At 58.1% G+C, this 26,532-nt stretch carries 24 protein-coding genes, 3 pseudogenes and 1 other annotated feature; of the genes and pseudogenes, 14 read left to right on the plus strand and 13 right to left on the minus strand.

Annotated features, from left to right (window positions below; translation table 11 throughout):
• Window positions 1–22 precede the first annotated feature (22 nt).
• The 6 genes and pseudogenes from AC1M2H_RS15875 to betC all read right to left on the minus strand — a co-directional run bounded on the left by AC1M2H_RS15875 (window position 23) and on the right by betC (window position 8,230).
• A pseudogene (locus AC1M2H_RS15875) lies at window positions 23–2,374 on the minus strand (beta-glucosidase family protein).
• An 18-nt stretch (window positions 2,375–2,392) separates the two neighbouring features.
• On the minus strand, window positions 2,393–3,718 hold the full coding sequence (locus AC1M2H_RS15880) for an MFS transporter (protein ID WP_480151958.1): 1,326 nt from the start codon (window positions 3,716–3,718) through the stop codon (window positions 2,393–2,395).
• Between the two features lie 314 nt (window positions 3,719–4,032).
• Entirely contained in the window at window positions 4,033–4,911 is an 879-nt protein-coding gene (rluB, locus tag AC1M2H_RS15885) for a 23S rRNA pseudouridine(2605) synthase RluB (protein ID WP_480148073.1), read from the minus strand.
• Between the two features lie 357 nt (window positions 4,912–5,268).
• Window positions 5,269–6,522 (minus strand): anaerobic sulfatase maturase, encoded by a 1,254-nt coding sequence (locus AC1M2H_RS15890; RefSeq protein WP_480148074.1) that lies wholly within the window; start codon window positions 6,520–6,522, stop codon window positions 5,269–5,271.
• Window positions 6,519–6,692, minus strand: coding sequence for a hypothetical protein (locus tag AC1M2H_RS15895; RefSeq protein WP_480148075.1), 174 nt, complete (start codon window positions 6,690–6,692; stop codon window positions 6,519–6,521). Before AC1M2H_RS15895 ends, AC1M2H_RS15890 begins: the two co-directional genes overlap by 4 nt.
• On the minus strand, window positions 6,692–8,230 hold the full coding sequence (betC, locus tag AC1M2H_RS15900) for a choline-sulfatase (protein ID WP_480148076.1): 1,539 nt from the start codon (window positions 8,228–8,230) through the stop codon (window positions 6,692–6,694). The genes AC1M2H_RS15895 and betC overlap by 1 nt, the downstream gene beginning before the upstream one ends.
• A gap of 106 nt (window positions 8,231–8,336) precedes the next feature.
• Here betC and AC1M2H_RS15905 point away from each other — a divergent pair, with 106 nt between their 5' ends.
• The gene (locus AC1M2H_RS15905; RefSeq protein ID WP_480148077.1) at window positions 8,337–9,269 is read left to right on the plus strand and encodes a LysR substrate-binding domain-containing protein; all 933 of its coding nucleotides are present in this window, start codon (window positions 8,337–8,339) and stop codon (window positions 9,267–9,269) included.
• Between the two features lie 284 nt (window positions 9,270–9,553).
• Here the strand turns inward: AC1M2H_RS15905 and AC1M2H_RS15910 are convergent, their stop codons facing one another.
• Together AC1M2H_RS15910 and rnm are read right to left on the minus strand one after the other, a co-directional pair.
• Window positions 9,554–10,174 carry an L-threonylcarbamoyladenylate synthase gene (locus AC1M2H_RS15910; protein ID WP_095096985.1) on the minus strand — a complete coding sequence of 207 codons (621 nt, stop codon included), beginning with the start codon at window positions 10,172–10,174 and terminating at the stop codon, window positions 9,554–9,556.
• 15 nt (window positions 10,175–10,189) lie between these two features.
• Entirely contained in the window at window positions 10,190–11,053 is an 864-nt protein-coding gene (gene rnm / locus AC1M2H_RS15915; protein ID WP_480148078.1) for an RNase RNM, read from the minus strand.
• A 135-nt stretch (window positions 11,054–11,188) separates the two neighbouring features.
• Between rnm and trpL the strand changes: the two genes are divergently transcribed.
• The 6 genes from trpL (at window position 11,189) to trpA (ending at window position 17,878) form a co-directional block, all read left to right on the plus strand.
• Window positions 11,189–11,236: a trp operon leader peptide gene (trpL, locus tag AC1M2H_RS15920; protein WP_480151959.1), complete on the plus strand. Its 48-nt coding sequence runs from the start codon at window positions 11,189–11,191 to the stop codon at window positions 11,234–11,236.
• Window positions 11,213–11,307, plus strand: a sequence feature (Trp leader region). Its footprint overlaps the gene before it by 24 nt.
• Window positions 11,308–11,341: 34 nt before the next feature.
• Complete coding sequence (locus AC1M2H_RS15925; RefSeq protein WP_480148079.1) at window positions 11,342–12,904, plus strand: anthranilate synthase component 1; 1,563 nt, start codon at window positions 11,342–11,344, stop codon at window positions 12,902–12,904.
• On the plus strand, window positions 12,904–14,499 hold the full coding sequence (gene trpD / locus AC1M2H_RS15930) for a bifunctional anthranilate synthase glutamate amidotransferase component TrpG/anthranilate phosphoribosyltransferase TrpD (protein ID WP_480148080.1): 1,596 nt from the start codon (window positions 12,904–12,906) through the stop codon (window positions 14,497–14,499). The genes AC1M2H_RS15925 and trpD overlap by 1 nt, the downstream gene beginning before the upstream one ends.
• A gap of 3 nt (window positions 14,500–14,502) precedes the next feature.
• Complete coding sequence (gene trpCF, locus AC1M2H_RS15935; RefSeq protein ID WP_480148081.1) at window positions 14,503–15,861, plus strand: bifunctional indole-3-glycerol-phosphate synthase TrpC/phosphoribosylanthranilate isomerase TrpF; 1,359 nt, start codon at window positions 14,503–14,505, stop codon at window positions 15,859–15,861.
• Window positions 15,862–15,875: 14 nt separating this feature from the next.
• On the plus strand, window positions 15,876–17,069 hold the full coding sequence (gene trpB, locus AC1M2H_RS15940; protein ID WP_426814969.1) for a tryptophan synthase subunit beta: 1,194 nt from the start codon (window positions 15,876–15,878) through the stop codon (window positions 17,067–17,069).
• The gene (trpA, locus tag AC1M2H_RS15945) at window positions 17,069–17,878 is read left to right on the plus strand and encodes a tryptophan synthase subunit alpha (protein ID WP_480148082.1); all 810 of its coding nucleotides are present in this window, start codon (window positions 17,069–17,071) and stop codon (window positions 17,876–17,878) included. The genes trpB and trpA overlap by 1 nt, the downstream gene beginning before the upstream one ends.
• 31 nt (window positions 17,879–17,909) lie before the next feature.
• Here the strand turns inward: trpA and AC1M2H_RS15950 are convergent, their stop codons facing one another.
• On the minus strand, window positions 17,910–18,365 hold the full coding sequence (locus tag AC1M2H_RS15950; protein WP_480148083.1) for a MarR family winged helix-turn-helix transcriptional regulator: 456 nt from the start codon (window positions 18,363–18,365) through the stop codon (window positions 17,910–17,912).
• A 77-nt stretch (window positions 18,366–18,442) separates the two neighbouring features.
• On the opposite strand from AC1M2H_RS15950, the gene AC1M2H_RS15955 reads away from it, so the two are divergent.
• Window positions 18,443–19,390 carry a quinone oxidoreductase family protein gene (locus tag AC1M2H_RS15955; protein WP_480148084.1) on the plus strand — a complete coding sequence of 316 codons (948 nt, stop codon included), beginning with the start codon at window positions 18,443–18,445 and terminating at the stop codon, window positions 19,388–19,390.
• A gap of 164 nt (window positions 19,391–19,554) precedes the next feature.
• Here AC1M2H_RS15955 and AC1M2H_RS15960 read toward each other — a convergent pair.
• A pseudogene (locus AC1M2H_RS15960) lies at window positions 19,555–20,103 on the minus strand (LysR substrate-binding domain-containing protein); the annotation flags it as partial.
• Between AC1M2H_RS15960 and AC1M2H_RS15965 the strand changes: the two are divergent.
• Window positions 20,080–20,217: pseudogene (locus AC1M2H_RS15965) on the plus strand (hypothetical protein); the annotation flags it as partial. The pseudogenes AC1M2H_RS15960 and AC1M2H_RS15965 overlap by 24 nt on opposite strands.
• A 118-nt stretch (window positions 20,218–20,335) precedes the next feature.
• The gene (locus AC1M2H_RS15970; protein WP_480148085.1) at window positions 20,336–21,808 is read left to right on the plus strand and encodes an alpha/beta hydrolase; all 1,473 of its coding nucleotides are present in this window, start codon (window positions 20,336–20,338) and stop codon (window positions 21,806–21,808) included.
• An 86-nt stretch (window positions 21,809–21,894) separates the two neighbouring features.
• Here AC1M2H_RS15970 and ompW read toward each other — a convergent pair whose 3' ends face one another.
• Window positions 21,895–22,530, minus strand: coding sequence for an outer membrane protein OmpW (gene ompW, locus AC1M2H_RS15975; RefSeq protein ID WP_480148086.1), 636 nt, complete (start codon window positions 22,528–22,530; stop codon window positions 21,895–21,897).
• 363 nt (window positions 22,531–22,893) lie between these two features.
• Between ompW and AC1M2H_RS15980 the strand changes: the two genes are divergently transcribed.
• Complete coding sequence (locus AC1M2H_RS15980; protein ID WP_480148087.1) at window positions 22,894–23,637, plus strand: YciC family protein; 744 nt, start codon at window positions 22,894–22,896, stop codon at window positions 23,635–23,637.
• Window positions 23,638–23,691: 54 nt separating this feature from the next.
• Window positions 23,692–24,228 (plus strand): septation protein A, encoded by a 537-nt coding sequence (locus AC1M2H_RS15985; protein WP_480148088.1) that lies wholly within the window; start codon window positions 23,692–23,694, stop codon window positions 24,226–24,228.
• 61 nt (window positions 24,229–24,289) lie between these two features.
• On the opposite strand, the gene AC1M2H_RS15990 is transcribed toward AC1M2H_RS15985, so the two are convergent.
• Window positions 24,290–24,532, minus strand: coding sequence for a hypothetical protein (locus tag AC1M2H_RS15990; RefSeq protein WP_480148089.1), 243 nt, complete (start codon window positions 24,530–24,532; stop codon window positions 24,290–24,292).
• A 170-nt stretch (window positions 24,533–24,702) separates the two neighbouring features.
• Between AC1M2H_RS15990 and yciA the strand changes: the two genes are divergently transcribed.
• Window positions 24,703–25,101, plus strand: coding sequence for an acyl-CoA thioester hydrolase YciA (gene yciA, locus AC1M2H_RS15995; RefSeq protein ID WP_480148090.1), 399 nt, complete (start codon window positions 24,703–24,705; stop codon window positions 25,099–25,101).
• A gap of 33 nt (window positions 25,102–25,134) precedes the next feature.
• Here yciA and AC1M2H_RS16000 read toward each other — a convergent pair whose 3' ends face one another.
• Window positions 25,135–25,671 (minus strand): YniB family protein, encoded by a 537-nt coding sequence (locus AC1M2H_RS16000; protein WP_480148091.1) that lies wholly within the window; start codon window positions 25,669–25,671, stop codon window positions 25,135–25,137.
• 151 nt (window positions 25,672–25,822) lie between these two features.
• Here AC1M2H_RS16000 and hxpB point away from each other — a divergent pair, with 151 nt between their 5' ends.
• A complete protein-coding gene (gene hxpB / locus AC1M2H_RS16005) occupies window positions 25,823–26,491 on the plus strand; it encodes a hexitol phosphatase HxpB (protein WP_480148092.1) in 669 nt (222 codons plus the stop codon).
• Window positions 26,492–26,532 lie beyond the last annotated feature (41 nt).

Genomic DNA, 26,532 nt, shown 5'->3' on the forward strand with positions numbered 1-26,532 from the left:
GCCATCTCCTGTAGTCGGACGATTATTCGCGCCCGGCAAGGACGCGATTCAGCTCATCGCGGTCGATATCAAGCGCCAAAAACTCCGTCAGGGCGATCAGCAGGCCGCAGAAGAGATCCGGCGCCAGCTGGATCAGCCGGTCGCGGATCTGCGCCGGCGGCAGCTGGCTCTTGCGCGCAATCAGGGCAACCACCCGGTCAAGCGCCTCGGGCTGTTGGATCAGCTGCTGCAGCGAATTGTCATCACGCAGCGGCACGTAGCGCGGCGGGCAGACCACATCGACTTCGACAGCGAGGGGCAGATCGCGCGAAGATCCGCCGATCCGCACCTACCAGCGGCCCGGCGTGATAACCCAATCCGCCAGCCCCGGGTGATAGCAGGCCAACTCGGCGATCGGCAACTGTAGGCTGACGCGGCGGCTCTCGCCGGGAGCAAGGGCCACTTTACAGAACGCCTTCAGCGCCTGCTCTTCGCGGATCGGCTCGCCGCCCGGCGCGCTAACGTACAGCTGCGCGATCTCTTTCCCCGCCCGATCTCCGTCGTTGGTCAGGGTGAACGACACGGTCAGCGTATCCTCAGGCCCGACGCGGGAGGCTGAAAGCCCCGGCCGATCGTAGCTAAACCGGCTGTAGCTCAGGCCAAAACCAAACGGGAACAGCGGCGTCATCCGGCGTTTGTCATAGTAGCGATAGCCGACAAACAGCCCTTCGCCGTAATAGTGGCGCAGGTTCTCTCCCGGGTAGTGTAGCCACGCCGGCGTCTCTTCCAACGTATTTGGCACCGTCACCGTCAGTTTACCGCAGGGGTTACGCTGGCCGAAGAGAATTTCCGCCACCGCCCGGCCCATGCCCTGGCCGGCGAAGAAGGTTTCCAGCAGCGCTTTACACTCAGCCAGCCACGGCATCACCACCGCATCGCTGTTGGCCAGCACCACCACCACGTTGGGCTGCACCGCCGCCACTTCGCGAATCAGTCGTTCATGTACCGCCAGGATATTTAAATCATGACGATCGCCGTTTTCGCCATCTTCCCCCACCGCGGTGCTGACAAAGATAACCGCCACGTCCGCCTCCTGAGCTACCGCCCGCGCCTGCGCCAGCGCCTGCTCGTCGCAGCGCAAATCATCCGGGGCGCCAACCGCCCAGGTGACGGTAAAGTCATCGCCCGCAAGATCGAAGATCTCATCCAGCGGACGATCCAGCAGGTAGGGAACCGTGGTGGCGCAGCCCGATCCCTGAATCACCGGTTCCTGCGCCGGTTTGCCCAGTACCGCAATCCGGCGGCTGCGCTCCGGGCTCAGCGGCAGGAGATTATCTTCATTTTTCAGCAGGACAATTGACTCCCCGGCCAGCCGCTGCGCCAGCTGGTGGTGGGCCGCGAAATCGGCCTTCGTCTCCGGACGGCGGTGGCGCTGTACCTTCCCCACCAGCGCCAGCATTCTCCGGCAGGCGCGGTCGACCGCCTCCTGAGGAACCTCTCCCGATTCGATCGCCGCCAGCAGCGTCTGCTTGTCGCGCCGGGTTTCCGGCATCGCCAGATCGTTGCCCGCCAGCAGCGACGCCGGGCGGTCCTTGATGCCGTACCAGTCGGACATCACCAGCCCGTCGTAGCCCCACTCGTCGCGCAGCACCTGGGTGAGTAAAAAGGGATCCTGCGAGGTCTGGACGCCGTTCAGGCGATTGTAGGAGGACATCACCGTCCACGGCTGCGATTTCGCGATTGCCCGCTGGAACCCCGCCAGGTAGATCTCCCGCAGCGCCCGCTCTTCGATTATCGAATCCATCTCGGTACGGCGGTATTCAGAGTTATTGGCGGCAAAATGCTTCAGGCTGGCCCCCACCCCTTCGCGCTGCAGGCCGTTTATCAGCGCCGCGGCGATATCCCCGGAGATGACCGGATCTTCGGCATAATATTCATAGCCTCGGCCGGCAAGCGGCGTACGGCGAATATTGATGCCGGGCCCCAGCAGGATCCCAACCCCCATCTGCTGACACTCGCGGCCCAGCGCCTGGCCCATCTGATAGACCAGCTCCACGTCCCAGCTGCAGGCCAGGCTGGAGCCGTTGGGAAAGCAGGTTGCCGGCAGGGAGGCGCTGAACAGCGCTTCGCTGCCCCCTTTAACCGCCGGCTCCTCCGCGCTGGCCTGGTCGGCGGTCTGGGTGATGACCGAAATAAAGTCATCCATGCTCCATTTTTCGCTGCCGTCGATTTGCGCGCTGCTGTAGCGCACGCCGTAGGTGCCGTCGGTCATAACGATATCGCTGATGCCATGCTGCGGCAGCGACGCCGTGCGCCACAGGCCGCTGCCGGTCAGCAGCGCCACTTTTTCTTCGGCCGTCATCGCGGCAATCACGGTATTAAATTCACTACTCATCTCTCTGGCTCCCTGAGGTTAAAGCGCATCCTGCTTGCGCAGGCTAATTTTATGGACAATATCGCGGTAGGTTTTTTCATCCAGCGAATAGCACCCGACGAATATCGCGCTCAGAGCAAACATGACCCCGGGGAATAATGTCATCAGGATATTAATTCCGTTAATGGCGCTCGCCGTAATATTCCCGGCATCATAATGATAATAGTCCAGCATCCATCCCGCGCAGCCGCCGCCAATCGCCATCGCAATTTTAGTAATGAAATTAAAGAAGCCGTAAATAGCGCCTTCGGTGCGCACGCCATGGTGCCATTCGGCATATTCTACGGTGTCGGCAATCATCGACCACATTGCCACAAAGCCCATTCCCAGCGTAATACTGTACAGGCACACCCCGGTCATAATCAGCCACAGATTATTTCCAGCGACAAAATACTGCATCAGTACGCCTAGAATACCTATCCCCAGCGCCAGCAGCGTCATCTTCTTTTTGCCCATCAGGGCAATTATTTTTTCAGAAATAACCGTCCCAATGATATACGCAGCGGACTGAATCATAAAGAAAGTTGCGGTATAGCCTTCGCTGCCAATAATATATTTAATGAAGTAGATCGCGATCGCCATCCAGACGGTATAGGCGATGTAGAAAAATACCGTAAACAACGACAGGTTGAGCAGCGGTATATTGCCGGTCACCGCGCGCAGCATCTCGCGCAGCGTGGGCGCCGGTACCTCGTCCTCTCGATCGCCCACCCGCTCTTTGGTCATGCCAAAGCAGGCGAGGAACAGGAAGGTAGCCAGCAGCGCAAAGCACGAGACCGCGAAAACGTAGCCCGTCTGTTTATCGGTAAACGGTGAAATCAGTAGGTCAGCGGTCGTCGAAACAATTAAATAGCCGACGATCGCCAGCACGAAGCGATATACCGACAGCGACGAGCGCGAGGCTTCATGCTGCGTCAGGCGATTAGTCAGCGCCGAGTACGGCGTATTTACCGCGGTATACGCCAGACAATATATAGTATAAGAGATTAGGCCAAAATAAAATTTCGCCTCGCCGCCAAACGGCACAAAGCACAGCACCGTCAGAAAACCGAGCGGAATCGAACCGTATAATAACCAGGGGCGCAATTTACCGTAACGGCTGTGCGTTTTATCAACCGCAAAGCCAATCAGAATATTGAAGATGGCATCAATCACCCGCGCAATAACAAATATCAGACTGGCCTGCACCGCGCTAATGCCGTAAATATTGGTATAAAAGAAGAGTAAAAACAGCGAAACAAAACCAAATGATAAATTAGAAGCAAAGTCGCCGAAGCCATAGCCTATTTTTTCTTTGACGCCGATGACAACATATACCCATTAAACTTCAAGATGCATGATGTCATCTTGTGAGTCCGTCATAACAACGGCACTCTGTGGCAACACAACATGCATCTTGAAGTATCGTGAGTATAGCTTGCCGATAGTTTTCCTGCTGTATCCATTTTTGGCTACCTGTTTTTGTAATCAGTATTGCCAGTATATGGCGTTCGTCGCCGCTTCACTTTGCGTTATTTGTCCGGGTATTTCCCGTTTTTTGTCTTTATACGGAAGTGTGAAAGGAATCACATCGGGGAGGGGAAATAAGCGTCCGGCGGGAGCCGCCGGACGTTATGGCATCAGTCTTTATTACGACCCGCGGAGCGGCGGTTATTGCCGCTGCCTACCTGGCTGTGGCGCTTAACCGCGCGGCGGATCTGGTTCGCCTTCACGCGACGACGGTCTTTCTCTACCGCCACCTTAGAGGCGGTTTCCGCCGGCAGCTCCACCAGCTCGCGCAGGTAGTTCGTCTGAGCCAGATCCAGCTCGGTATAGCCGCCGCGAGGCAGGCCTTTCGGCAGCAGAATATCACCGTAGCGCACGCGGATCAGGCGGCTCACCTGAACGCCAACCGCTTCCCACAGACGACGAACCTCGCGGTTGCGTCCTTCGGTCAGCGTGACGTTATACCACTGGTTAATCCCTTCACCGCCGGTGAATTTGATGGTTTTGAAGGCCGCGGGGCCATCTTCCAACTGCACGCCGCGCGACAGCTGGCGCAGCTTGTCTTCATCGACCTGGCCGAACACGCGTACGGCATATTCACGCTCAACTTCACGGCTCGGGTGCATCAGGCGGTTCGCCAGCTCGCCGTCGGTAGTGAACAGCAGCAGACCGCAGGTATTCACGTCCAGACGACCGACCGCGATCCAGCGCGCGCCGCGCAGCTTCGGTAGACGGTCGAAGACCGTCGGGCGGCCTTCCGGATCGTTGCGGGTGCAGAGCTCGCCTTCCGGCTTGTAGTAGGCGAGAACGCGGCAAATTTGCTCGGCGGACTCTTTCACCGAAATCAGATGGCCGTCGATACGAATTTTTAAACCAGGAACAATTTCTACGCGATCGCCGAGGGTGGCGATTTTGCCATCGACGCTGACGCGGCCAGCTTCGATTTTAGATTCAATTTCACGGCGGGAGCCGTGGCCGGCGCGCGCCAGCACTTTCTGTAGTTTCTCGCTCATTGAGCTTCCTTAAGGTGTCGCCTTCCCAGGCGTCTGATATACTTTATGAAACAACAAGTTAATAAAGCCATGACCTGCTGTTGGGTAAATACTTTTGTCCCGAGGGGTACCGCAGCCGGAGTCTGATAACCGTCACGACTGAGGCACGCCTGCAAACGTGGTCGCTCATATTACACTAACTTCAAAATGAATGCTTCTTCAGCTTATATTCGCCGCGCCCCGGCAGCGGTGTCCGGAGGTGGGCTGCATTGATTATGAACCAGCCGCGGTCATTTATCCCTGCCCCGGAGCGAAATCCTGCGCCAGGCAGCAATAAAATGTCGAAGGCATGGCGCTTCTCCCCGGAGGCTGCGGCGCTCAGTCGCCGCCCTCAGCGCCTCCGCTCTGCCGGTAATAATGCTGTGCGAGGGCTTTCCTGATCCTCTCCGGCGCGAGCCCCTGCTGCATCAATGTCAACAGCGTCTGCATAATCGGTAAAACGTGGCGCAGATGCAGCCTGTAGCCGTCACAGAAGTAATTCTTGTTGGGTCGTCCATCGTCGGACAGCATGAAGCGGTGCTTCGGGCAGCCGCCGTTGCAGAGCGGACGGAGCGAACAGTTAAGGCATTCGCGGCCGATGTTGGTCCGCTTACGCCGGGCAAAAGCAATATTCTGCGCCGAGTTAACCAGCGCCGAGAGGCTATCGTGGTTGATGTTGCCTAGCCTATGCTCGGGATAAACGAAATGATCGCAGGAATAGATATCGCCGTTGGACTCGACGATCGGATTGTCGCCACAGGTTTCGCTCATCACGCAGGAGCCGGATCGGCCGGCTATTTTTGCCAGCGTCTGTTCAAAATTCATCACGAATGCGCTTCCCATATCGTTTTGCACCCAGCTATCGAAGATAGCGTTGAGAAAGCGCCCGTACGCTTTGGCCGGTACCGACCATTCGGTCACCCGGCACTGGGCGGAAAAATCAGGAGCAATCAGCGTCAATCCGTTGGCATCGGGCTGCGCGGCTCGCCGCTCCACCAGCGGAATAAACTGCATGTAGCGGCTGCCGATATGCTTAAGGAAGCGGTAGATTTCCAGCGGCCGTTTGACGTTTTCCGCATTCACCACCGTCAAAGTGTTGAAGTCTACGTTGTGCCGCTTCAGCGCCTCCAGACCGCGAATAACGGCGTCGAAGGTACTTTTTCCCCCGCGCGTCAGGCGATATGCATCATTGCTGAGGCGATCGCCATCGAGGGAGAGGCCGACGAGAAAACCGTGCTGTTTCAGGAAGCGGGCCCAATTATCATCGAGCTTTATCCCGTTGGTCTGAAAAACATTGTCGATGCGCTTGCCGCCGCGGTAGCGTTCCTGCAGCCGCAGCGCCTCGCGGAAAAAGTCAATCCCGAGCAGAGTCGGCTCGCCGCCCTGCCAGTGAAAATGAACCGTTTGCGCCGGCTGGCTGGCGATATTTTTCCGCACGTAGTTTTCCAGCGTCGCACCGTCCATTTTCCAGCGGGCCTGCTGCTGCGGATAGAGCCGCTGCTTTTCCAGATAGTAGCAGTAGGTGCAAGCGATATTGCACACCGCTCCCGATGGCTTCGCCATCAGCTGGAACTGCTTGATATGATGACTCATAGCCCGAGATCGCGCATAACCGCGGGTTTTGCCGGTTCGCCGCCGCTGAGGTAGACCAGCCACAAGCGCGTGTTTATGGCGCGCGGCTGCAGGCCGAGGAGCGCGATCCGCCGCTGACGCTCCATCGCGCGCGCCAGCAGTTCCGGTCGGGTCATGCGTTTTATTTTCATTATGATTCCTGGTGTTTCACGGGGGAAGGATAGCGGGCGAACGCCTCTTGCTCATCCAGGGTTTGATGGTTACGGATATAGCGCGTTGATGCGCGCTGAAACGGCTGATAGTCCCAGTTCGGAATGGCATCCCGTCCGGCGATCTGGGTCAAAAACAGCCGTTTTTGCTGACTGGCGAGCACCTGTTGGTATAGGGCCTCAAGATCCCAGCGCGCCCGAATTTCATCGGCGAACGCCTGCACAACCGTTTGATAATGCTCATTCTCCGCCAGGTTTACCCGCTCGTGGGGATCGTCGCGTAAATTGAACAGCAGCGGCGCCTCGCTGGCGGAATGAATATATTTCCACTCGCCCCGGCGAAACATCAGCATCGGCCCGAGCGCGCCTTCGGCGAGATATTCGCTCACCGCGCCGTCCGGCCCAGGCTGCCCCTGTAGATGCGGCATCAGGCTGTTGCCGTCCAGCGGGGCGATAGCCCGCGCTTTGCGATCTTCGCCGCTGGCCAGCTCGACAAGCGTGGGTAAAAGGTCCACCAGCGATACGCTTTCGCTGACCCGACGGGCCGCGAAGCGCGCGGGGTTATGCACGATTAACGGCACCCTTACGGCGTTCTCGAAGAAGTTCATCTTGTACCACAGGTCGCGCTCGCCGAGCATTTCCCCATGATCGGCAATCACCACCACCACGGTATTTTCGGCCAGTCCCGTCTCTTCGAGGGTACGCACCATTTCGCCAAAGCAATCATCAACGTAGGCCAGGGCGCCGTAGTAGGCGTGGCGGGCGCGCCGAATATGCTCATCGTGGATCAAGCCCGGTTCCAGCTGATACATGGTGCGCATCCGCGCCGAATGCGCATCGTCTGCAATATCTTTACCGCGCATGACGGGCATATCGATATCTTTTTGCGCAAAGCGATCGAGGTAGCGTTTGGGTATCGCGAAAGGATCGTGGGGATGCGTTAGCGAAAGGAGCAGCATGAACGGCTGCTCTTCGCGGCGACGGGCGGCGTCATACAGTCGCTGGCGGGCGAGGAATAATGCCTCATCATCGAAATCGAGCTGGTTGGTGCGCACGCACTCGCCGGCTTCCAGCACCGAACTCATGTTGTGATACCAGTCGAGGCGGCGTTCCGGGTGTTGCCAGTCCGGCGTCCAGCCGAAATCGGCGGGGTAGATATCTGTTGTCAGCCGTTCGTCAAAGCCGTGCAGCTGATCGGGGCCGCAGAAGTGCATTTTCCCCGACAGCCAGGTGCGGTAGCCCTGTTCGCGCAGATAATGGCAAAAGGTCGGCGAGTCGGCGTGGAACTCGGCGGCGTTGTCATACACCTGGTTACGGGAAATATGCTGCCCGGTCATCAACGATGCCCGCGATGGCGCGCACAGCGGGCTGTTGCAATAGGCGGAATCAAATACCACCCCTTCACGGGCTAATTTATCTATATTTGGCGTCAGACTGACGTTATTCCCGTATGCTCTTAAGGCGCTGGCAGTTAACTGATCGGCCATCAGAATAACGATATTCGGTTTATTTATAAGCATGACCTACCTGCAAAGTAAAATAATGAATAAAACGTGTTAGCCTTATCTCATGTATCGCCAGGCCCTGTGAAGAGGCTATTTTTTTATCATGGCATAAGGTGAATTTATGGCAGGGAAATTACAGCTTCCGCCTTTACAGGCGCTGGTGGTATTTGAAGCGGCGGCGCGCTTAGGTAATTTTACCGCAGCCGGCAATGAGCTCGGGCTGTCGCAGCCGGCAGTCAGTCAGCGTATTCAGATGCTGGAGAATCTGGTCAATTCACCGCTATTTGAACGCCGTCATCGCGGCGTGCAGCTGACCGAATCCGGCAATAGTCTGTATCTGATCGTCCGCAGCAGCCTACTGGAAATCAGCGAGCAGCTCGAACGCACGCGCCTGCGGCGTAATGTCCTGCGCATCGATACCGATATGGGTTTTGCCAGCTACTGGCTCTTACCCCGGATGGAGAGGCTGCAGGCGCTAATTCCGGGGGTGGAGGTACAGATAACCACCTCACCTAACGACTATAACCCTCGCGACAGCAGCGCGGATCTGGCTATCTATTTTGGCCAGGGCAACTGGGCCGGAACGCAGAACCAGCGGCTGTTCCCTGAAATTGTCATTCCCGTTTGCAATCAAAAGATTAAGCAAGAAATGGCGCCAGCCGCCTCTCCCGAATCTCTGCTGAATTATCCCCTGCTGAAGCTGCCGGAATCCCTGCCCCAGCGCTGGATGACGTGGGACGACTGGTTCCGCCAGCATCAGGTACGCGGGCCGCACCAGGCCGCTTCCCGGACCTTTAACGCCTATTCCCTGGTGATCCAGGCCGCTCTGGAAGGCCAGGGGATCGCCCTCGGCTGGCAGCCTCTGATCGCGCCGTTCCTGGCCAGTAAACAGCTAGTACAGTGCGGCCCGATGCACCGTACCGAACGCGGCTATTACCTGATTTCCGCCAGCGCTAAACCCGCCTCGGCGACGCAGGAAAAGGTCAAGGCATGGTTATTGGATGAAGCCTGGAGTTTTCACTTTCCCGGCCATCTAATCGCAGAAATAAAATAAGCTAATGCAGAAAACGTATATTGATTTAATAAAAGGCATTAGCGCCGCCGACAGTTTTATATATTGGCTTTCCAGGGTCACCAAAAATAAATGCACGGCCATGTTACAATCTATATTTGAGTTGCAAGCCGTTAATAAAAATTATTATTTAGCCGAAAATAAACGTTTTTTCTCAACGATGTCCAAAAGCGCGGCGATGGTATCAGGCTCCGATGGGGTAAGCCTGTCGCGATCCCGGCAGCCTGGATCGCGATGCTGCCGGGGAGAAGGGATTCCGTTACTGGTTACTGGAACGGCTTCACGTCGCCAACGCCTTCGCGTACCACGACCGGCGAATCTTCGGTCAGATCGATAACCGTGGTCGGCTGCTGGCCGAGATAGCCGCCGTGGATAATCAGATCGACCAGCTTCTCCAGCCGATCCTTAATCTCTTCCGGGTCGGACTCGGTGAATTCGCTGCCCGGCAGCATCAGCGAGGTGGAGAGCATCGGCTCGCCCAGGGTCTCGAGCAGCGCCTGGGCAATCGGGTTCGACGGCACGCGCATGCCGATGGTTTTACGCTTTTCCTGCAGCAGACGGCGCGGCACCTCTTTGGTCCCTTTGAGGATAAACGTGTAGTTGCCGGGGGTGTTGTTTTTAATCAGGCGGAACGCCACGTTGTCGACAAACGCGTAGGTCGAAAGCTCCGAGAGATCGCGGCACATCAGGGTGAAGTTGTGGCCGTCCGGCAGCTGACGAATGCGGCAGATCCGCTCCATCGCGCCCTTATCTTCAATCTTACACCCCAATGCGTAGCCTGAATCCGTGGGGTAGACAATCACCCCGCCTTTACGCACGATCTCCACCGCCTGGTTAATCAACCGCGCCTGCGGGTTGTCCGGATGGATGTAAAAAAACTGGCTCATACTTCCCTCTCAATTTTATTCTGCGGCCGTTTCCCAGCTGTGCCAGATCCCTTCTACACCTGCGGGTAGCCAAAGTTTTCGCCCCAGCTCAATCCACGGGCAGGGCTGATGGAAATCAGACCCCTGTGAACCCAGCAGACCAAACTGGACGGCGTACGCGGCGAGCTGCGTGCGCTCATGCGGCGCCTGCTGACACTGAGCCAGCTCCATGGCATCGCCGCCCTGCTCGCTAAAGTGGGCCAACAGCCTTTTCAACCACTTGGCGGAGAGATCGTAGCGCCCGGGATGAGCGACAACCGCTTTGCCGCCAGAATGATGAATGACATCAATCGCTTGTTTTATTGTACACCACTGCGGCGGAACGTAACCGGTTTTCCCACGGGCAAGATATTTTTTAAAAACATCGGCCATATTGCTGGCATGGCCGGCTTCCACGAGGAAACGGGCGAAATGCCCGCGGGTCACCGCCCCGCCGTCGGCAAGCTTCATTGCCCCTTCCCACGCCCCGGGAATTCGGGCCTTATCCAGCCGCTCGGCAATCATCTGCGCCCGCAGCTGGCGGCGCGCCTTCTGCTCATCAAGCAGGGCCAGCAGCGCCGGATGCTCAATATCTATATTCAGGCCCACGATATGAATTTCATGGTTTTCCCACAGGGTTGAAATCTCCACCCCGCTCACCAGCGTCAACGGCAGGCCGGTGCGGGCAATTTCCGCCCGCGCCGCGGGAATGGCCGCAACGGTATCGTGATCGGTAATCGCCAGCGTCCCGACCCGCATCTGGTGGGCACGATGGACAAGTTCTTCCGGAGTCAGCCGCCCGTCAGAGGCGGTGGTATGGCTATGCAGATCGTAAATCACTGCGTAAAGGGTATCGCTCAAGATGACTCCTGCTGGACATGGACTTAAATAAGCGCATTATCATACCGACTCGCGGAGAAAATCTGCAAACAGGGGTTGACATTATTCCTCTGGACTAGTTAACTAGTACGCAAGTTCACATGAAGGGGTATTACGATGGAAACGCAAATTATCACTCTGCACGGCTGGTGGCGCACCTCCTGATAACGGGCGGCGTGATCGCGTTTTGCACTCAGCATACAGATACCCGGCCCGCCATGAGCGGGCTTTTTATTGGACAAATTATTATACCGAAAGGCGAGAACAATAATGCAAACAACAAAACCGGCACTCGAGCTTCTCACCAGCAACGCCATCTACCGCGAAAACCCGACGGCATTGTTCCACCAGCTGTGCGGCGCGCGTCCGGCAACCCTGCTGCTGGAGTCTGCGGATATCGACAGTAAAGACGATTTAAAGAGCCTGCTGCTGGTTGACAGCGCGCTGCGCATCACCGCATTAGGTGACACCGTCACTATTCAGGCGCTTTCCAGCAACGGCGCGTCGCTGCTGGATTTACTCGACAACGCTCTGCCCTCCGGCATCGAAAATCTGCGTCAGCCGAACGGCAGGACCTTAACCTTCCCACCGGTCAGCGCCCTGCTGGATGAAGACGCCCGCCTGTGCTCTTTGTCGGTCTTTGACGCCTTCCGCCTGCTGCAGGAGCTGGTGACCGTGCCGCACGATGAGCGCGAAGCGATGTTCTTCGGCGGCCTGTTTGCCTATGACCTGGTGGCCGGTTTCGAAGACCTGCCGCCTCTGGAGAGCGACACCGCCTGCCCGGACTACTGCTTCTACCTGGCGGAAACGCTGCTGGTTATCGATCACCAGAGCAAAAGCACCCGCATCCAGTCGAGCCTGTTCACGCCGCTGGCGAGCGAAAAGCAGCGTCTGACGCAACGCATCGCCCAGCTTCGCCAGCAGCTCAACGAGCCGCCGGCTGCGCTGCCGGTCACCACGGTAGAGCAGATGACCTGCGACTGCGACCAGAGCGACGACGAGTACGGCGCCGTGGTCCGCAAAATGCAGCGCGCAATTCGCGCCGGCGAAATTTTCCAGGTTGTGCCATCGCGCCGCTTCTCTCTGCCCTGCCCGTCGCCGCTGGCGGCCTACGACGTGCTGAAGAAGAGCAACCCGAGCCCGTACATGTTCTTTATGCAGGATAACGACTTCACCCTGTTCGGCGCGTCCCCGGAGAGTTCGCTGAAGTACGATGCCGTCAACCGCCAGATTGAGATCTACCCGATTGCCGGTACCCGCCCGCGCGGCCGCCGCGCCGACGGTTCGCTGGACCGCGATCTCGACAGCCGGATCGAACTCGAAATGCGCACCGACCATAAAGAGCTCTCCGAGCACCTGATGCTGGTCGATCTGGCGCGTAACGACCTCGCCCGTATCTGCACCCCGGGCAGCCGCTACGTGGCCGATCTGACCAAAGTCGACCGCTACTCTTTCGTCATGCACCTGGTTTCCCGGGTGGTCGGCGAACTGCGCCATGACCTCGACGTTCTGCATGCCTATCGCGCCTGTATGAATATGGGCACCCTGAGCGGAGCGCCGAAGGTGCGGGCGATGCAGCTGATCGCCGCCGCTGAAGGCAAGCGTCGCGGCAGCTATGGCGGCGCCGTCGGCTATTTCACCGCCCACGGCGACCTGGATACCTGCATCGTGATTCGCTCCGCCTACGTGCAGGACGGCGTGGCCACCGTTCAGGCTGGCGCCGGTATTGTCCTCGATTCGGTGCCTCAATCCGAAGCAGATGAAACCCGAAATAAAGCTCGCGCGGTGCTGCGCGCAATTGCCCAGGCCCACCACGCGAAGGAGACTTTCTAATGGCCGACATTCTGCTGCTCGATAATATCGATTCCTTTACCTATAACCTGGCGGACCAGCTGCGCGCCAACGGCCATAACGTGGTGATTTACCGTAACTCGGTTCCGGCACAGACCTTAATTGAGCGTATCGGCACGATGGACAATCCGGTGCTGATGCTCTCCCCGGGCCCTGGCACGCCGAGCGAAGCCGGCTGCATGCCGGAGCTGCTGACCCGGCTGCGCGGCAAGCTGCCGATTATCGGTATCTGCCTTGGCCATCAGGCGATTGTTGAAGCCTACGGCGGCTACGTCGGCCAGGCGGGCGAAATCCTGCACGGTAAAGCTTCCAGCATCGAGCACGACGGCCAGGCGATGTTTGCCGGCCTGACTAACCCGCTGCCGGTTGCCCGCTACCATTCGCTGGTCGGCAGCAATATTCCGGCCGGGCTGACCATCAACGCCAACTATAACGGGATGGTGATGGCGGTGCGTCATGATGCCGATCGCGTTTGCGGCTTCCAGTTCCACCCGGAGTCGATTCTTACCACCCAGGGCGCGCGTCTGATGGAGCAAACGCTGGCCTGGGCGCTGCAGAAGCTGGAGCAAACCAATACCATCCAGCCGATTCTGGAAAAGCTATATCAGGCGGAAACCCTCAGCCAGCAGGAGAGCCACCAGCTGTTCTCAGCGGTGGTGCGCGGCGAGGTGAAGCCCGAGCAGCTGGCCGCCGCCCTGGTGAGCATGAAGGTGCGCGGCGAGCAGCCGCAGGAGATTGCCGGAGCGGCCACCGCCCTGCTGGAAAATGCCGCGCCGTTCCCGCGCCCTGACTATCTGTTTGCCGATATCGTCGGCACCGGCGGCGACGGCAGCAACAGCATCAATATCTCTACCGCCAGCGCCTTTGTCGCCGCCGCCTGCGGGCTGAAGGTGGCGAAGCACGGCAACCGCAGCGTCTCCAGCAAATCAGGCTCTTCCGACCTGCTGGCCGCGTTCGGCATCAACCTCGATATGAACGCCGATAAATCCCGCGCCGCGCTGGATGAGCTGGGCGTCTGCTTCCTGTTCGCGCCGAAATATCATACCGGTTTCCGCCACGCGATGCCGGTCCGTCAGCAGCTGAAGACCCGGACGCTGTTCAACGTGCTGGGGCCGCTGATTAACCCGGCGCATCCGCCGCTGGCGCTGATTGGCGTCTACAGCCCGGAGCTGGTGCTGCCTATCGCCGAAACCCTGCGCGTGCTGGGCTACCAGCGGGCAGCGGTGGTCCACAGCGGCGGCATGGATGAAGTGTCGCTCCACGCGCCGACGGTGGTCGCCGAGCTGAATAACGGCGAGATCAAAAGCTATCAGCTGACCGCCGATGACTTTGGCCTGACGCCTTATCATCAGGAGCAGCTGGCCGGCGGCACGCCGGAAGAAAACCGTGACATTCTGACGCGCTTACTACAAGGTAAAGGTGAAGCCGCCCACGAAGCCGCAGTCGCCGCCAACGTCGCGATGCTGATGCGTTTACACGGGCATGAAGACCTGAAAGCCAACGCCCGGCAGGTGATTGACGTGCTGCGCAGCGGAGCGGCCTATGACAGAGTGACCGCATTAGCGGCAAGAGGGTAAATAATGCAGACCGTTTTAGCAAAAATCGTTGCCGACAAAGCGATTTGGGTAGAAGCCCGCAAGCAGCAGCAGCCGTTAGCCAGTTTTCAAAACGAGGTCGTCCCGACGCAGCGTAACTTTTACGATGCCCTTGCGGGGACGCGCAGCGTGTTTATTCTCGAGTGCAAAAAAGCCTCGCCGTCGAAAGGCCTGATTCGCCAGGATTTTGACCCGGCGGCCATCGCCGGAGTGTATAAGAACTACGCCTCAGCGATCTCGGTGCTGTGCGATGAGAAGTATTTCCAGGGCAGTTTTGATTTTCTGCCCATCGTCAGCGCCATCGCGCCGCAGCCGATACTGTGCAAGGACTTCACCATCGATCCTTACCAGATCTATCTGGCGCGCTACTATCAGGCCGATGCCTGCCTGCTGATGCTGTCGGTGCTTAACGACGAACAGTATCGCCAGCTCGCCGCCGTCGCCCACAGCCTGAATATGGGCGTGCTGACCGAAGTCAGTACCGAAGAGGAGCTGGAGCGCGCCATTGCGCTGAAGGCGAAGGTGGTCGGCATCAACAACCGCGATCTGCGCGATATGTCGATTGACCTCAACCGCACCCGCCGGCTGGCGCCGCGCCTGGGCCATGACGTCACCGTGATCTGCGAATCCGGGATTCATACCTACGCCGAGGTTCGCGATCTCAGCCACTTTGCTAACGGCTTCCTGATTGGCTCAGCGCTGATGGAGCACGACGACCTCGACGCGGCCGTGAAGCGCGTGCTGCTCGGTGAAAACAAAGTCTGCGGCCTGACCCGTCCTCAGGACGCGCAGGTAGCCTACGAATCCGGCGCCATCTACGGCGGGCTGATTTTTGTTCCGACCTCGCCGCGCGCCGTCAACGAGGCGCAGGCGAAAGAGATTATCCAGGCCGCCGGGCTGCGCTACGTCGGGGTGTTCCGCGATACGCCGCTCCAGGAGGTGGCTGACCGCGCAGAGAGCCTGCGGCTGGCCGCGGTTCAGCTACACGGCGGCGAAGACCAGGACTATATCAATGCGCTGCGCGCGCGGCTGCCGGACCAAATTCAGATCTGGAAAGCGCTCAGCGTGGGCGACACGCTGCCGGAACGCAACCTGCAGCACGTTGATAAGTATCTCTTCGATAACGGCCAGGGCGGCAGCGGCCAGCGTTTTGACTGGACGCTTCTGCAAGGCCAGGATCTGCGTAACGTCCTGCTGGCAGGCGGACTCGGCGCCGATAACTGCGTAGAAGCCGCCAAAAGCGGCTGTGCCGGACTCGATTTTAATTCAGGCGTTGAGTCGCAGCCGGGTATTAAAGACGCCAGCAAGCTGGCCTCGGTTTTCCAGACGCTGCGCGCATATTAAGGAGCAATGCAATAATGAGCACTTTACTGAACCCCTATTTTGGCGAATTTGGCGGTATGTACGTCCCGCAGATCCTGATGCCCGCCCTGCGCCAGCTGGAAGAAGCTTTCGTCAGCGCGCAGAAAGATCCCGAGTTCCAGGCTGAATTTAGCGACCTGCTGAAAAACTACGCCGGGCGCCCAACGGCCCTGACCAAATGTCGTAATCTGACCGCCGGCACCCGCACCACGCTGTACCTCAAGCGTGAAGATCTGCTGCACGGCGGCGCGCATAAAACCAACCAGGTGCTGGGCCAGGCGCTGCTGGCGAAGCGTATGGGCAAAACCGAAATCATTGCCGAAACCGGTGCCGGACAGCACGGCGTGGCCTCTGCGCTCGCCAGCGCCCTGCTTGGCCTGAAGTGCCGCATCTATATGGGCGCGAAAGACGTTGAGCGCCAGTCGCCAAACGTCTTCCGCATGCGCCTGATGGGCGCGGAAGTGATCCCGGTGCACAGCGGCTCCTCCACGTTGAAGGACGCCTGTAACGAAGCGCTGCGCGACTGGTCCGGCAGCTACGATACCGCTCACTATATGCTCGGTACCGCAGCCGGCCCGCACCCGTTCCCGACCATCGTCCGCGAGTTCCAGCGCATGATCGGCGAAGAGACCAAAGCGCAGATCCTCGAGCGCGAAGGCCGTCTGCCGGATGCGGTCATCGCCTGCGTCGGCGGCGGCTCCAACGCAATCGGCATGTTTGCCGACTTTATCGAGGAGACCAACGTCGGCCTGATCGGCGTGGAACCGGCGGGCCACGGCATTGAAACCGGCGAGCACGGCGCGCCGCTGAAGCACGGCCGCGTGGGCATCTATTTCGGCATGAAATCGCCGATGATGCAGACCGCTGACGGCCAGATTGAGGAGTCTTACTCTATCTCCGCCGGGCTGGACTTCCCGTCGGTGGGCCCTCAGCATGCGTTCCTCAACAGCACCGGCCGCGCCGACTACGTGTCGATTACCGACAACGAAGCGCTGGAAGCTTTCAAAGAGCTCTCCCGCCATGAGGGGATTATTCCGGCCCTGGAGTCCTCCCATGCCCTGGCCCACGCGCTGAAAATGATGCGTGAGAACCCGGAAAAAGAGCAGCTGCTGGTGGTTAACCTGTCCGGTCGCGGCGATAAAGACATCTTCACCGTACACGATATTCTGAAAGCGCGAGGGGAAATCTGATGGAACGTTATGAGACGCTGTTTGCACAACTGAAATCCCGCCAGGAAGGCGCGTTTGTTCCCTTCGTGACGCTTGGCGACCCCAGCCCGGCGCTGTCGCTACAAATCATCGACGCGCTGATCGAAGCGGGCGCCGACGCCCTGGAGCTGGGTATTCCCTTCTCCGATCCGCTGGCCGATGGCCCGACCATCCAGGGCGCGGCCCTGCGCGCGTTCGCCGCCGGCGTGACGCCGGCGCAGTGCTTCGAGATGCTGGCGGCAATCCGCCACAAGCACCCGACGATCCCCATCGGCCTGCTGATGTACGCAAACCTGGTGTTCAGCCCCGGCATTGACGCGTTCTATGCCGAATGCGCCCGCGTCGGCGTGGATTCCGTACTGGTCGCCGATGTGCCCGTCGAAGAGTCGGCGCCGTTCCGCCAGGCGGCGATGCGGCACAATATTGCGCCCATCTTCATCTGCCCGCCGAATGCCGATAACGATCTGCTTCGCCAGATTGCCTCCTTTGGCCGCGGCTACACCTATCTGCTGTCGCGCGCCGGGGTCACCGGGGCCGAGAACCGCGCCGCCCTGCCGCTGCATCATCTTATTGAGAAGCTGCGCGAGTATAACGCCGCGCCGCCGCTGCAGGGCTTCGGTATTTCCGCCGCCGATCAGGTTACCGCCGCGATTGACGCCGGCGCCGCCGGGGCCATTTCCGGTTCCGCCATCGTCAAAATCATCGAGCGCAACGTCAACGACCCGCAAACGATGCTGGCCGAACTGAAAGCGTTTGTGCAGAGCCTGAAAGCCGCCACTAAAGCGGCGTAATACCTCTACCGCCTGGCGGCCCGTCAGGCGGTTATTTTTGCTGCAGGCTGTCCGCGTATTTGCGCGTCAGGCGAAACAGCGCCAGCACATCCTCCTGCGCCCAGTCCTTCAGCACCTGGTTCATCAGCCGCGTTCTGGCTACCGCAATACGCTCAATCAGCGCCTTACCCTGCTCGCTCAGGGTCACTTCGCTAATTCGTCGATCGTTAACGTTAGGCTGCTTCAGCGCCAGGCCCTGCGCCTCCAGCTTTTTCACCTGCCGGCTGACGGTGGTGTAATCCCGCCCTAGTCTATCCGCCAGCTCAACCACGCCGACCGGCCCGTAGCGGCCTATCGTCACCAGCAGCGGAAAGAGGATCTGATCGAGCTGCACGCCGGCAGCCTGCAGTATCTGCTCGTCGCGCATCGGCTGATTCATCACGCTGATGATATCCAGCAGCGCGCCGTGGAAGTCGGTGATGTCGTAATTATTATGTGCATGTTGCATATATTATTTAACCCGATGTATAGTGCCGCTATCTGATACGTGCATTTTACACATAATTACTTCCCGGAGGTAACACCATGAAAGCAGCCGTCGTCTTTGAACTCCAGCAGGGCCCGGTGTGGGCCGACTTTGCCGATCCGCAGGCCGATGAGAATCACCTCCTGGTCGACGTACACGCCGCCGCCATCAGCCACGTCGTCAAGGGGCGGGCGAGCGGCAAACACTACAGCTTTGACGGCCGCCTGCCCTTTGTCGTCGGCATCGACGGCGTCGGAACCTTGCCGAACGGGCAGCGCGTTTACTTCGCCTTCCCCCGCGCCCCCTGGGGCAGCATGGCGGAACGGGCGCCGGTGGCGGTGGCACACTGCTTGCCGCTGCCGGACGCGCTGGACGATATTACCGCCGCCGCGATGGCCAACCCCGGGATGTCGGCCTGGGCTGCGCTGGTTACGCGCGCGGGCTTTATCACCGGCGAGACGGTGCTGATCAACGGCGCCACCGGCAGCGCCGGTCGGCTGGCCATCCAGATCGCCCGCTACCTGGGCGCGAAAAAAGTGATCGCCACCGGACGTAACGTGCAGGCGCTGGCAGCGCTCGACGCGGACGTCTGCATCAACCTGACGGCGGACGATCCGACGCTGCACGCGCAGTTTAGCGAGCAGGCCGCGCAGCAGATTGATGTGGTGGTGGATTATTTATGGGGTCACAGCGCCGAACTGCTGCTGCCGGCGCTGGCAAAAAGCAGCCCCGGCCATGTGCCGGTGCGCTACGTACAGGTCGGTTCCCTCTCCGGGGCGGATATCTCGCTCAACGGCGCGGTGCTGCGTTCGGCGCCGCTGCAGCTGATGGGCAGCGGGATCGGCAGCCTGTCGATGGCCCAGCTGCTGGCAGCGACCGGCGAAATGCTGCAGGCCGCCGTGACGGGCGGTTTTACCATCACCACCACCCCGCTTCCGTTGAGCGAGGTGGCGAGCGCATGGCCGCGCGATGACAGCCAGAAACGCACCGTTTTTGTGATTAATTAAAAAAAATCGCTTCCGCACAAAAGATGGGGTTGATATCTTAAATGAGAAACATTATCTTTCTCATTACCGAATAGTTGAGCAAAACACTCAGGTATTCGGTACGACATTGCTCACATTGCTTCCAGTATTTTTCGCCCGCACTCGTTGCGGGCTTTTTTTTGCTCCTATTCCGCCGAACGACACACGCGAAGCACCTGCTGACGCAACCAGCGATGGCCCGGCTCCTGCTCCTGCCGCGGGTGCCACATCTGCGAAACGGTAATTTCCGGCGTCGGCACCGGAAGCTCAAAAACCGCGACATCGGCCGTAGGGCTTTTGCCAATGTAGGACGCCGGGACCAGCGCAATCAGCCGTGAACGACGGGCAACCGCCAGCGCGGCGGCGAAGCTCGGCACCACGGCGGTAATCTTACGCCGCAGGCCAAACCCGGCCAGTGCGTCGTCAACCGGCCCCCGCACCAGGCCATGGCGGGAGGTAATCACGTGGCCGCAGGAGACATACGCTTCCCGGGTGATGTTTGCCGATTGCGCCAGCGGATGGTCCTTTGCCAGCACGCCAACGAAGCGATCGCGGAACAGCGCCTGCAGACGGATTTCCGGCCCCATATTCTTGAGCACGCCAATTTCGAGGTCCACGCGCCCCTCGCGCAAAAACTGTGGATCCTTCTCAGTTTTAGCCGTAAAGACGAGCGTCACGCGCTGGGCGGCGACGCTGCGCCGCTGACCATCAAGGAGACCATCCCCAGCCTGGTCAAAGTGCTGCTGGAAAAACGCCAGCGGCCGGGGCTGGAGTATCTGGATTATCAGGGACGCACCGTACCGTGGTAACGCTTTGTAGGATGGTATGACGGGGGAAGAGGCTGGATAAGCATCAATACGTTCTGTAAGTAACGCCTGTTTTTATTTTATACTTAAAAAATATGGGATTAGGACAGGAACCAAAGCGATGAAGCTCGCAAGGTGGTTAAAACGTATCGTATTCTCCTTACTTCTCTTAGCAGTTGGCGCTATTGGGATACGGTTTTATGACATTCAGCGCGGACCCGACCTTCAACTCTGGCATACGTATGTCCCCCATGAGATGGACGCGGATGAAATCGACAGCGCGGACTGGAACGATTACATCAAGAGAGAAAACGCTCTCTTCAACGAAGTTAAACGTAACGTCACGGATAAGCTCGATGTTCAACAGCAAACTGAACTGAATCGTTACTACGCCGACAGCCCTATCTATCCGGACAAATTCCCAACGAACTGGAACCGGTCCTACATAATGATGCCGGACGCCAAACCCAAAGGCGCGGTGGTGTTGTTGCATGGTCTGACGGATACGCCCTACAGCCTAAGGCATATTGCCAATGAGTACCGTCAGCATGGCTATGTCGCGATTGGGATCAGATTACCGGGGCATGGAACTGTCCCCGCAGCGTTGACCGATGTGAACTGGCAGGACTGGCTTGCCGCAGCGCGCCTTGCCGTGAGAGAAGCGAAAAAGCTTACGGGTAGTGATGCGCCGCTACATATTGTCGGATTTTCCAATGGCGGCGCCCTGGCAATGAAATATACGCTGGATGCGCTGGATAATCCCGCCCTGGCCAGGCCGCAGCGCGTGATCCTGATATCGCCGATGATTGGTATTACAAGCTTCGCGCGCTTCTCCGGCCTGGCAGGGTGGCCTGCGTTTCTACCCGCATTCGCAAAAGCCGCATGGTTAAGCATAATGCCGGAGTTCAATCCGTTTAAATATAACTCATTCCCAACCAATGCCGCCCGCCAGTCGTTCCTTCTCACTAAGGTACTTCAGAGCCAAATAGTGACTGACTCGCGAAATAAAAAAATTGCAAGCTTACCGCCGGTACTGACGTTTCAATCGGTTGTGGATTCAACCGTCAGCACGCGGGCGATCGTCACGGCTTTGTACAACCGTTTGCCTGCTAATGGCAGTGAAATAGTGTTGTTCGATTTGAACCATGCGGTGAGGTTTAATTCGTTATTACGCAGAGCATCATACACCGCGCTGTCGAGGCTGCTCCCTGCCGCTCCGCGACTTTATAGAACCACGATTATCACTAACGCTAATTCTGCCAGTACGGAAATGGAGATCCGCACCATGCCTGCCGGGAAAACAGCGCAATCGGTGGATAAACTGGAGGGACAGCGCTATTTGCCGGACGTTTACTCGCTCTCCCACGTTGCGCTTCCCTTCCCTTTGAGCGATTCCTTATATGGACGCTATCCACATCCACTGAATCAATATGGTATCAGCCTGGGGACATTTGCCGCACGCGGCGAACGTTCGGTGCTCGTTGTCGGGCTGGATTCACTCATGCGCCAGTCTTCAAATCCATTCTTCCCCTATATGATTACGCGGATCGACGAAGGAATCGACGCCGGTACTGCCGCCCCCGGCAGCGATTGATTTCGGCTGCGGCATAGAGTTGCGCGATCGCACCGGCAGGGTTGGGTCATATAATGATCCGCCCTGCCGGGATTTTGCAGAAGAAATCAGAACCGGTAGCCCGCGGAGAACATAAACACCCACGGATCGATGCGGGTGCTGACCTTCTGGTCCACGCCGCCGGCTTTGAATTTCACGTCGGTGTCGATATCCATATACCACACCGACATATTGAGCAGCCAGTCGCGGTTAATCAGATAATCCAGCCCTACCTGCCCCGCGGCGCCCCACGAATCCTTGAGGCTCAGATCGGACAGCCCGGCCTTTTTACCGGTGTCGTTAAAATCTTCGTTAAAGAAGGTGGTGTAGTTAATACCGGCGCCGATATAGGGACGCACTTTGCTCTGCGCATCGCCAAAATACCACTGCGCCATCAGGGTTGGCGGCAGCTGGTGTACCGTGGCGATGGTTCCCGTCGGACCTGTGCCGACCTTATGGCGGAACGGTGTGGCCGCCAGCAGCTCGATGCCGATATTATCCGTGGCCATATAGGTGAAGGTTAACCCCAGCTGCGTGTTATTGCTGACGTTAAAACTCCCCAGACTGTTTAACACGTTGTCAGAGCCTTCCGTCGGACGAACCGTGGCCGAACCCGCGCGAATGAAAAACTCTCCGGCTTCGTGCGCCCAGGCGCCCCCGGAAAGAGTACTCAAAATTAATCCCACCGCTGCTAACTTCTTCATATCCACTTCCTCATTATGGTTATTCAGCGCGGTGAATATACTCATAATGAGTTATGTTTGATCCAACCTGGATCACACAAAATCATTAGTTTTAACATTTGTTGATCCAGATTAATTTTTACGGCTTGATGCAATAAGCAAATGATTAAGCAGATCAATTTTTAGCATTTCCTGGCCCAGGCGAACCGTCGCCCCGCTTTTACGGCGACAGCGTCTGCGTCAAAAGCCATACTCGACGGGATGCGGCGCTCACTCCTCTTTACAAAGATATACTTAGCCTGGCGCGAGCAGAGGCTGCTACGCTGAAGCAATTTGCGGTACAATCGCCGGCTAGCTAACACCTGCCATACTCAAGGAGAGTGCATGTCTATCACGGCGAAGTCCGTCTACCGTGACACGGGAAATTTTTTTCGTAATCAGTTCATTACCATTTTGCTGGTTGCGCTGTTGTGCGCGCTAATAACGGTAGTCCTTGGCCACGCGTTTTCACCCAGCGAAGAGCAGCTCTCGATTCTGAGTGAAGGCGATAATCTGGCGGGTAGCGCAGGCCTGTTCGATCTGGTACAGAACATGACGCCGGAGCAGCAGCAGGTTCTGCTGCGCGCCTCAGCGGCCTCAACCTTCTCCGGCCTGGTGGGCAACGCCATCCTTGCCGGCGGAGTGCTGCTGATGATTCAGCTGGTCTCCGCCGGGCAGCGCGTCAGCGCTCTGCGCGCGATTGGTGCCTCTGCGCCGGTTTTGCCCAAGCTGCTGCTGCTGATCCTGCTCACCACCTTCGTAGTACAGATTGGGATGATGCTGGTGCTGGTGCCTGGCGTCCTGTTAGCCATCGTGCTGGCCTTTGCCCCGGTGATGCTGGTGCAGGATAAGCTGGGAGTTTTCAGCGCCATGCGCGGCAGCATCCGCCTGGCGTGGGCGAATATGCGGCTGGTGGCGCCGGCGGTTCTCGGCTGGCTGTTGGCGAAAACCGCCCTGCTGCTGCTGGCTTCCAGCTTTGCGGTGCTGACGCCAAACGTCGGCGCGGTGGTGATTAATACCATCAGCAACCTGATTTCCGCGCTGTTGCTGATCTATTTATTCCGCTTGTATATGCTTATTCGCAACTAAATTTAACCCGGGTCGGGAAACCTCCCGCCCCGCTCTGAACTACGGAACCTATGCATGAAGCAGTTTCTGGATTTTTTACCGCTGGTCGTCTTCTTCGCATTCTATAAGCTCTACGATATCTACGCCGCCACCACGGCGCTGATTATCGCCACCGCGATCGTGCTGATCTACACCTGGGTGCGCTATCGCAAAATTGAAAAAATGGCGCTGATCACCTTTGTGCTGGTCGCCGTTTTTGGCGGGCTGACGATTTTCTTCCATAACGACGAGTTTATTAAATGGAAGGTGACCGTCATTTATGTGTTGTTCGCCGGCGCCCTGCTGTTCAGCCAGTGGGTCATGAAAAAGCCGCTGATTCAGCGCATGCTCGGCAAGGAGCTGACGCTGCCGCAGCACGTGTGGTCGCGTTTAAACCTGGCCTGGGCGCTGTTTTTCATCCTCTGCGGGCTGGCGAACATCTACATTGCGTTCTGGCTGCCGCAGAACATTTGGGTCAACTTCAAGGTCTTTGGCCTGACCGCGCTGACCCTGGTTTTCACCCTGCTGAGCGGCGTCTATATCTATCGCCATATGCCGCAGGATGATAAGTAATATAAGGGTTTAAAACTAAAGGGCACGCTTGCGGATTATAATAACGCGAAGCGTGCTTTTTTTACCCCAGGGGTTTGTGTCGATTGAGGACGGCAAACCAATCATACTTTTGCCGCGTGCCGATCTCTTTTTCTCCCTCATCTAATTTGAGGAGAAATCTGCGCTTATTGATGTCGTCCAGGTTAAAGAAGTAAGGCGCCAGGCGCTGCGCTAAGGCCCCGTACATCGCCTGCGCGATCGCTTCCCCGGCCTCTCCCTCGTGCTTCCCGAACTCATCTTTTATCGCCTGGAAATCATCGTTCATGCTCGTAACCTCAGCCTATACGCAAAGAGTGAGTATGATTTAGCCATCATACATTTTCCATACCTCTTAATTCTTAGCCGGCCCGCCGCCGCAGCGGCGCCGGCTATTCTCACGCGGCGGTTTTCATAGTAGCATCGCGCCAGATCTTCATTGACCATACAGAGTACAGAATGACAACAACAGACCTCGCCCCGAAGGGCGAAATGGTTTTACGCACCCTGGCGATGCCGGCAGATACCAATGCAAATGGCGATATTTTTGGCGGCTGGCTGATGTCGCAGATGGATATCGGCGGCGCGATTATGGCCAAAGAGATTGCCCACGGCCGCGTCGTCACCGTACGCGTGGACGGCATGACCTTTCTGTGCCCGGTCGCCGTCGGCGACGTGGTGTGCTGCTACGCCCGCTGCGTCAAGCGCGGCAATACCTCCATCACCATTAACATTGAAGTGTGGGTGAAAAAGGTCTCATCGGAACCCATTGGCCAGCGTTACAAAGCAACGGAAGCGCTGTTTATTTACGTGGCGGTGGATAGTCAGGGCAAGCCGCGCGCCATCCCCGGCGAGTGAAACATTGCCCGGCCTGCCGGGCAATCTCTCTCTTTACAGGAAGCCGAGCAGCGAAAAGAAGACGTAGCCGATAATAATAATGACTACCGGCAGAACGTACAGCGGGAAGTACTGCACGAGGATGGTGTGGCGCGGCACCACGATACGTTCGGCGATTTGCGCGCGCGTTAGCCCTTCCGCGCCTTTGGCCTGCTCCAGAATCAGCTGATCCTCAATCCCTTCGCGGATAAACTTTGCCTGGCGGCTCATGCGCGCGCCGGACGCCTGCAGCGCCATCCCGACAAAGACCAGAATATAGATTATCCAGAAACCAATATTGAGGCCGTGCTTAAAGTCCGGCAGCGGCGAGTTGTACCAGAAAAAGTTAAGAAACGGCGTATTGAAACGCATCATTTCAATCATGATGTGCGCAAAATCCATCATCACCGCATCAATACCCGGCTTCTTCTCGCTGTGCTCATACATAAACTTCAGCACGGAAATTAGCGTCGATACGATCGCCGGAATAAAGATGACCCACCCCAAAATACGTTTAAGTACTGCAATGCGTCCAGCTTGTTGATACGTCATGGGTTCCCCTTATTTAAGACGCCTTCACTGCCAAGAACCAACCGGTCAGGTTCTAAGTCTACCTGCATCGGCGAATTTCGCCCAATAAAGCGCGGTATGATATACCATGAACGCAAATTGGTTATCGACTTACGCTACAGGAGAGGGACATATGTCAGCCAGGCGCCAAATTCATGCCGCAATCTTCGATATGGATGGATTACTGATTGATTCTGAGCCGCTATGGGATCGGGCGGAGCTGGAGGTGATAGCAAGCCTCGGCGTGGATATCAGCCGTCGCGACGAACTGCCCGATATTCTCGGGTTACGCATCGATTTAGTGGTGGACCTGTGGTTTGCGCAGCAGCCGTGGACGGGGGTGGATCGCGCCGACGTCACCGCACGTATCATCAGCCGGGCCATTGAGCTGGTGGAAGCCTCGCGGCCGCTGCTGCCCGGCGTGCGCGAAGCCGTGGCGCTGTGCAAGGCGCAGGGGCTGAAGATCGGCCTCGCCTCCGCCTCGCCGCTGCGGATGCTGGAAAAAGTGCTCACCATGTTTGAATTGCGCGACCAGTTCGACGCCCTCGCTTCCGCCGAACTGCTGGCCTACAGCAAACCGCATCCGCAGGTCTACCTCGACTGCGCGGCAAAGCTCGGCGTTGACCCGATGAGCTGCGTGGCGCTGGAGGACTCGGTTAACGGCATGATCGCCAGTAAGGCGGCGCGCATGCGCTCAATCGTGATCCCCGCCGAAGAGCATAGCCACGACCGCCGGTTTGCGCTCGCCGACGTGAAGCTGACGACGCTGGCGGCGCTTAGCGTCAGCGACCTGCGCGGCTAAGCGGCCGGCGTGATGGGGCTGCAGCCGCTGCCTCATCACAC

It is taken from the genome of Klebsiella sp. F11, from assembly GCF_056712265.1.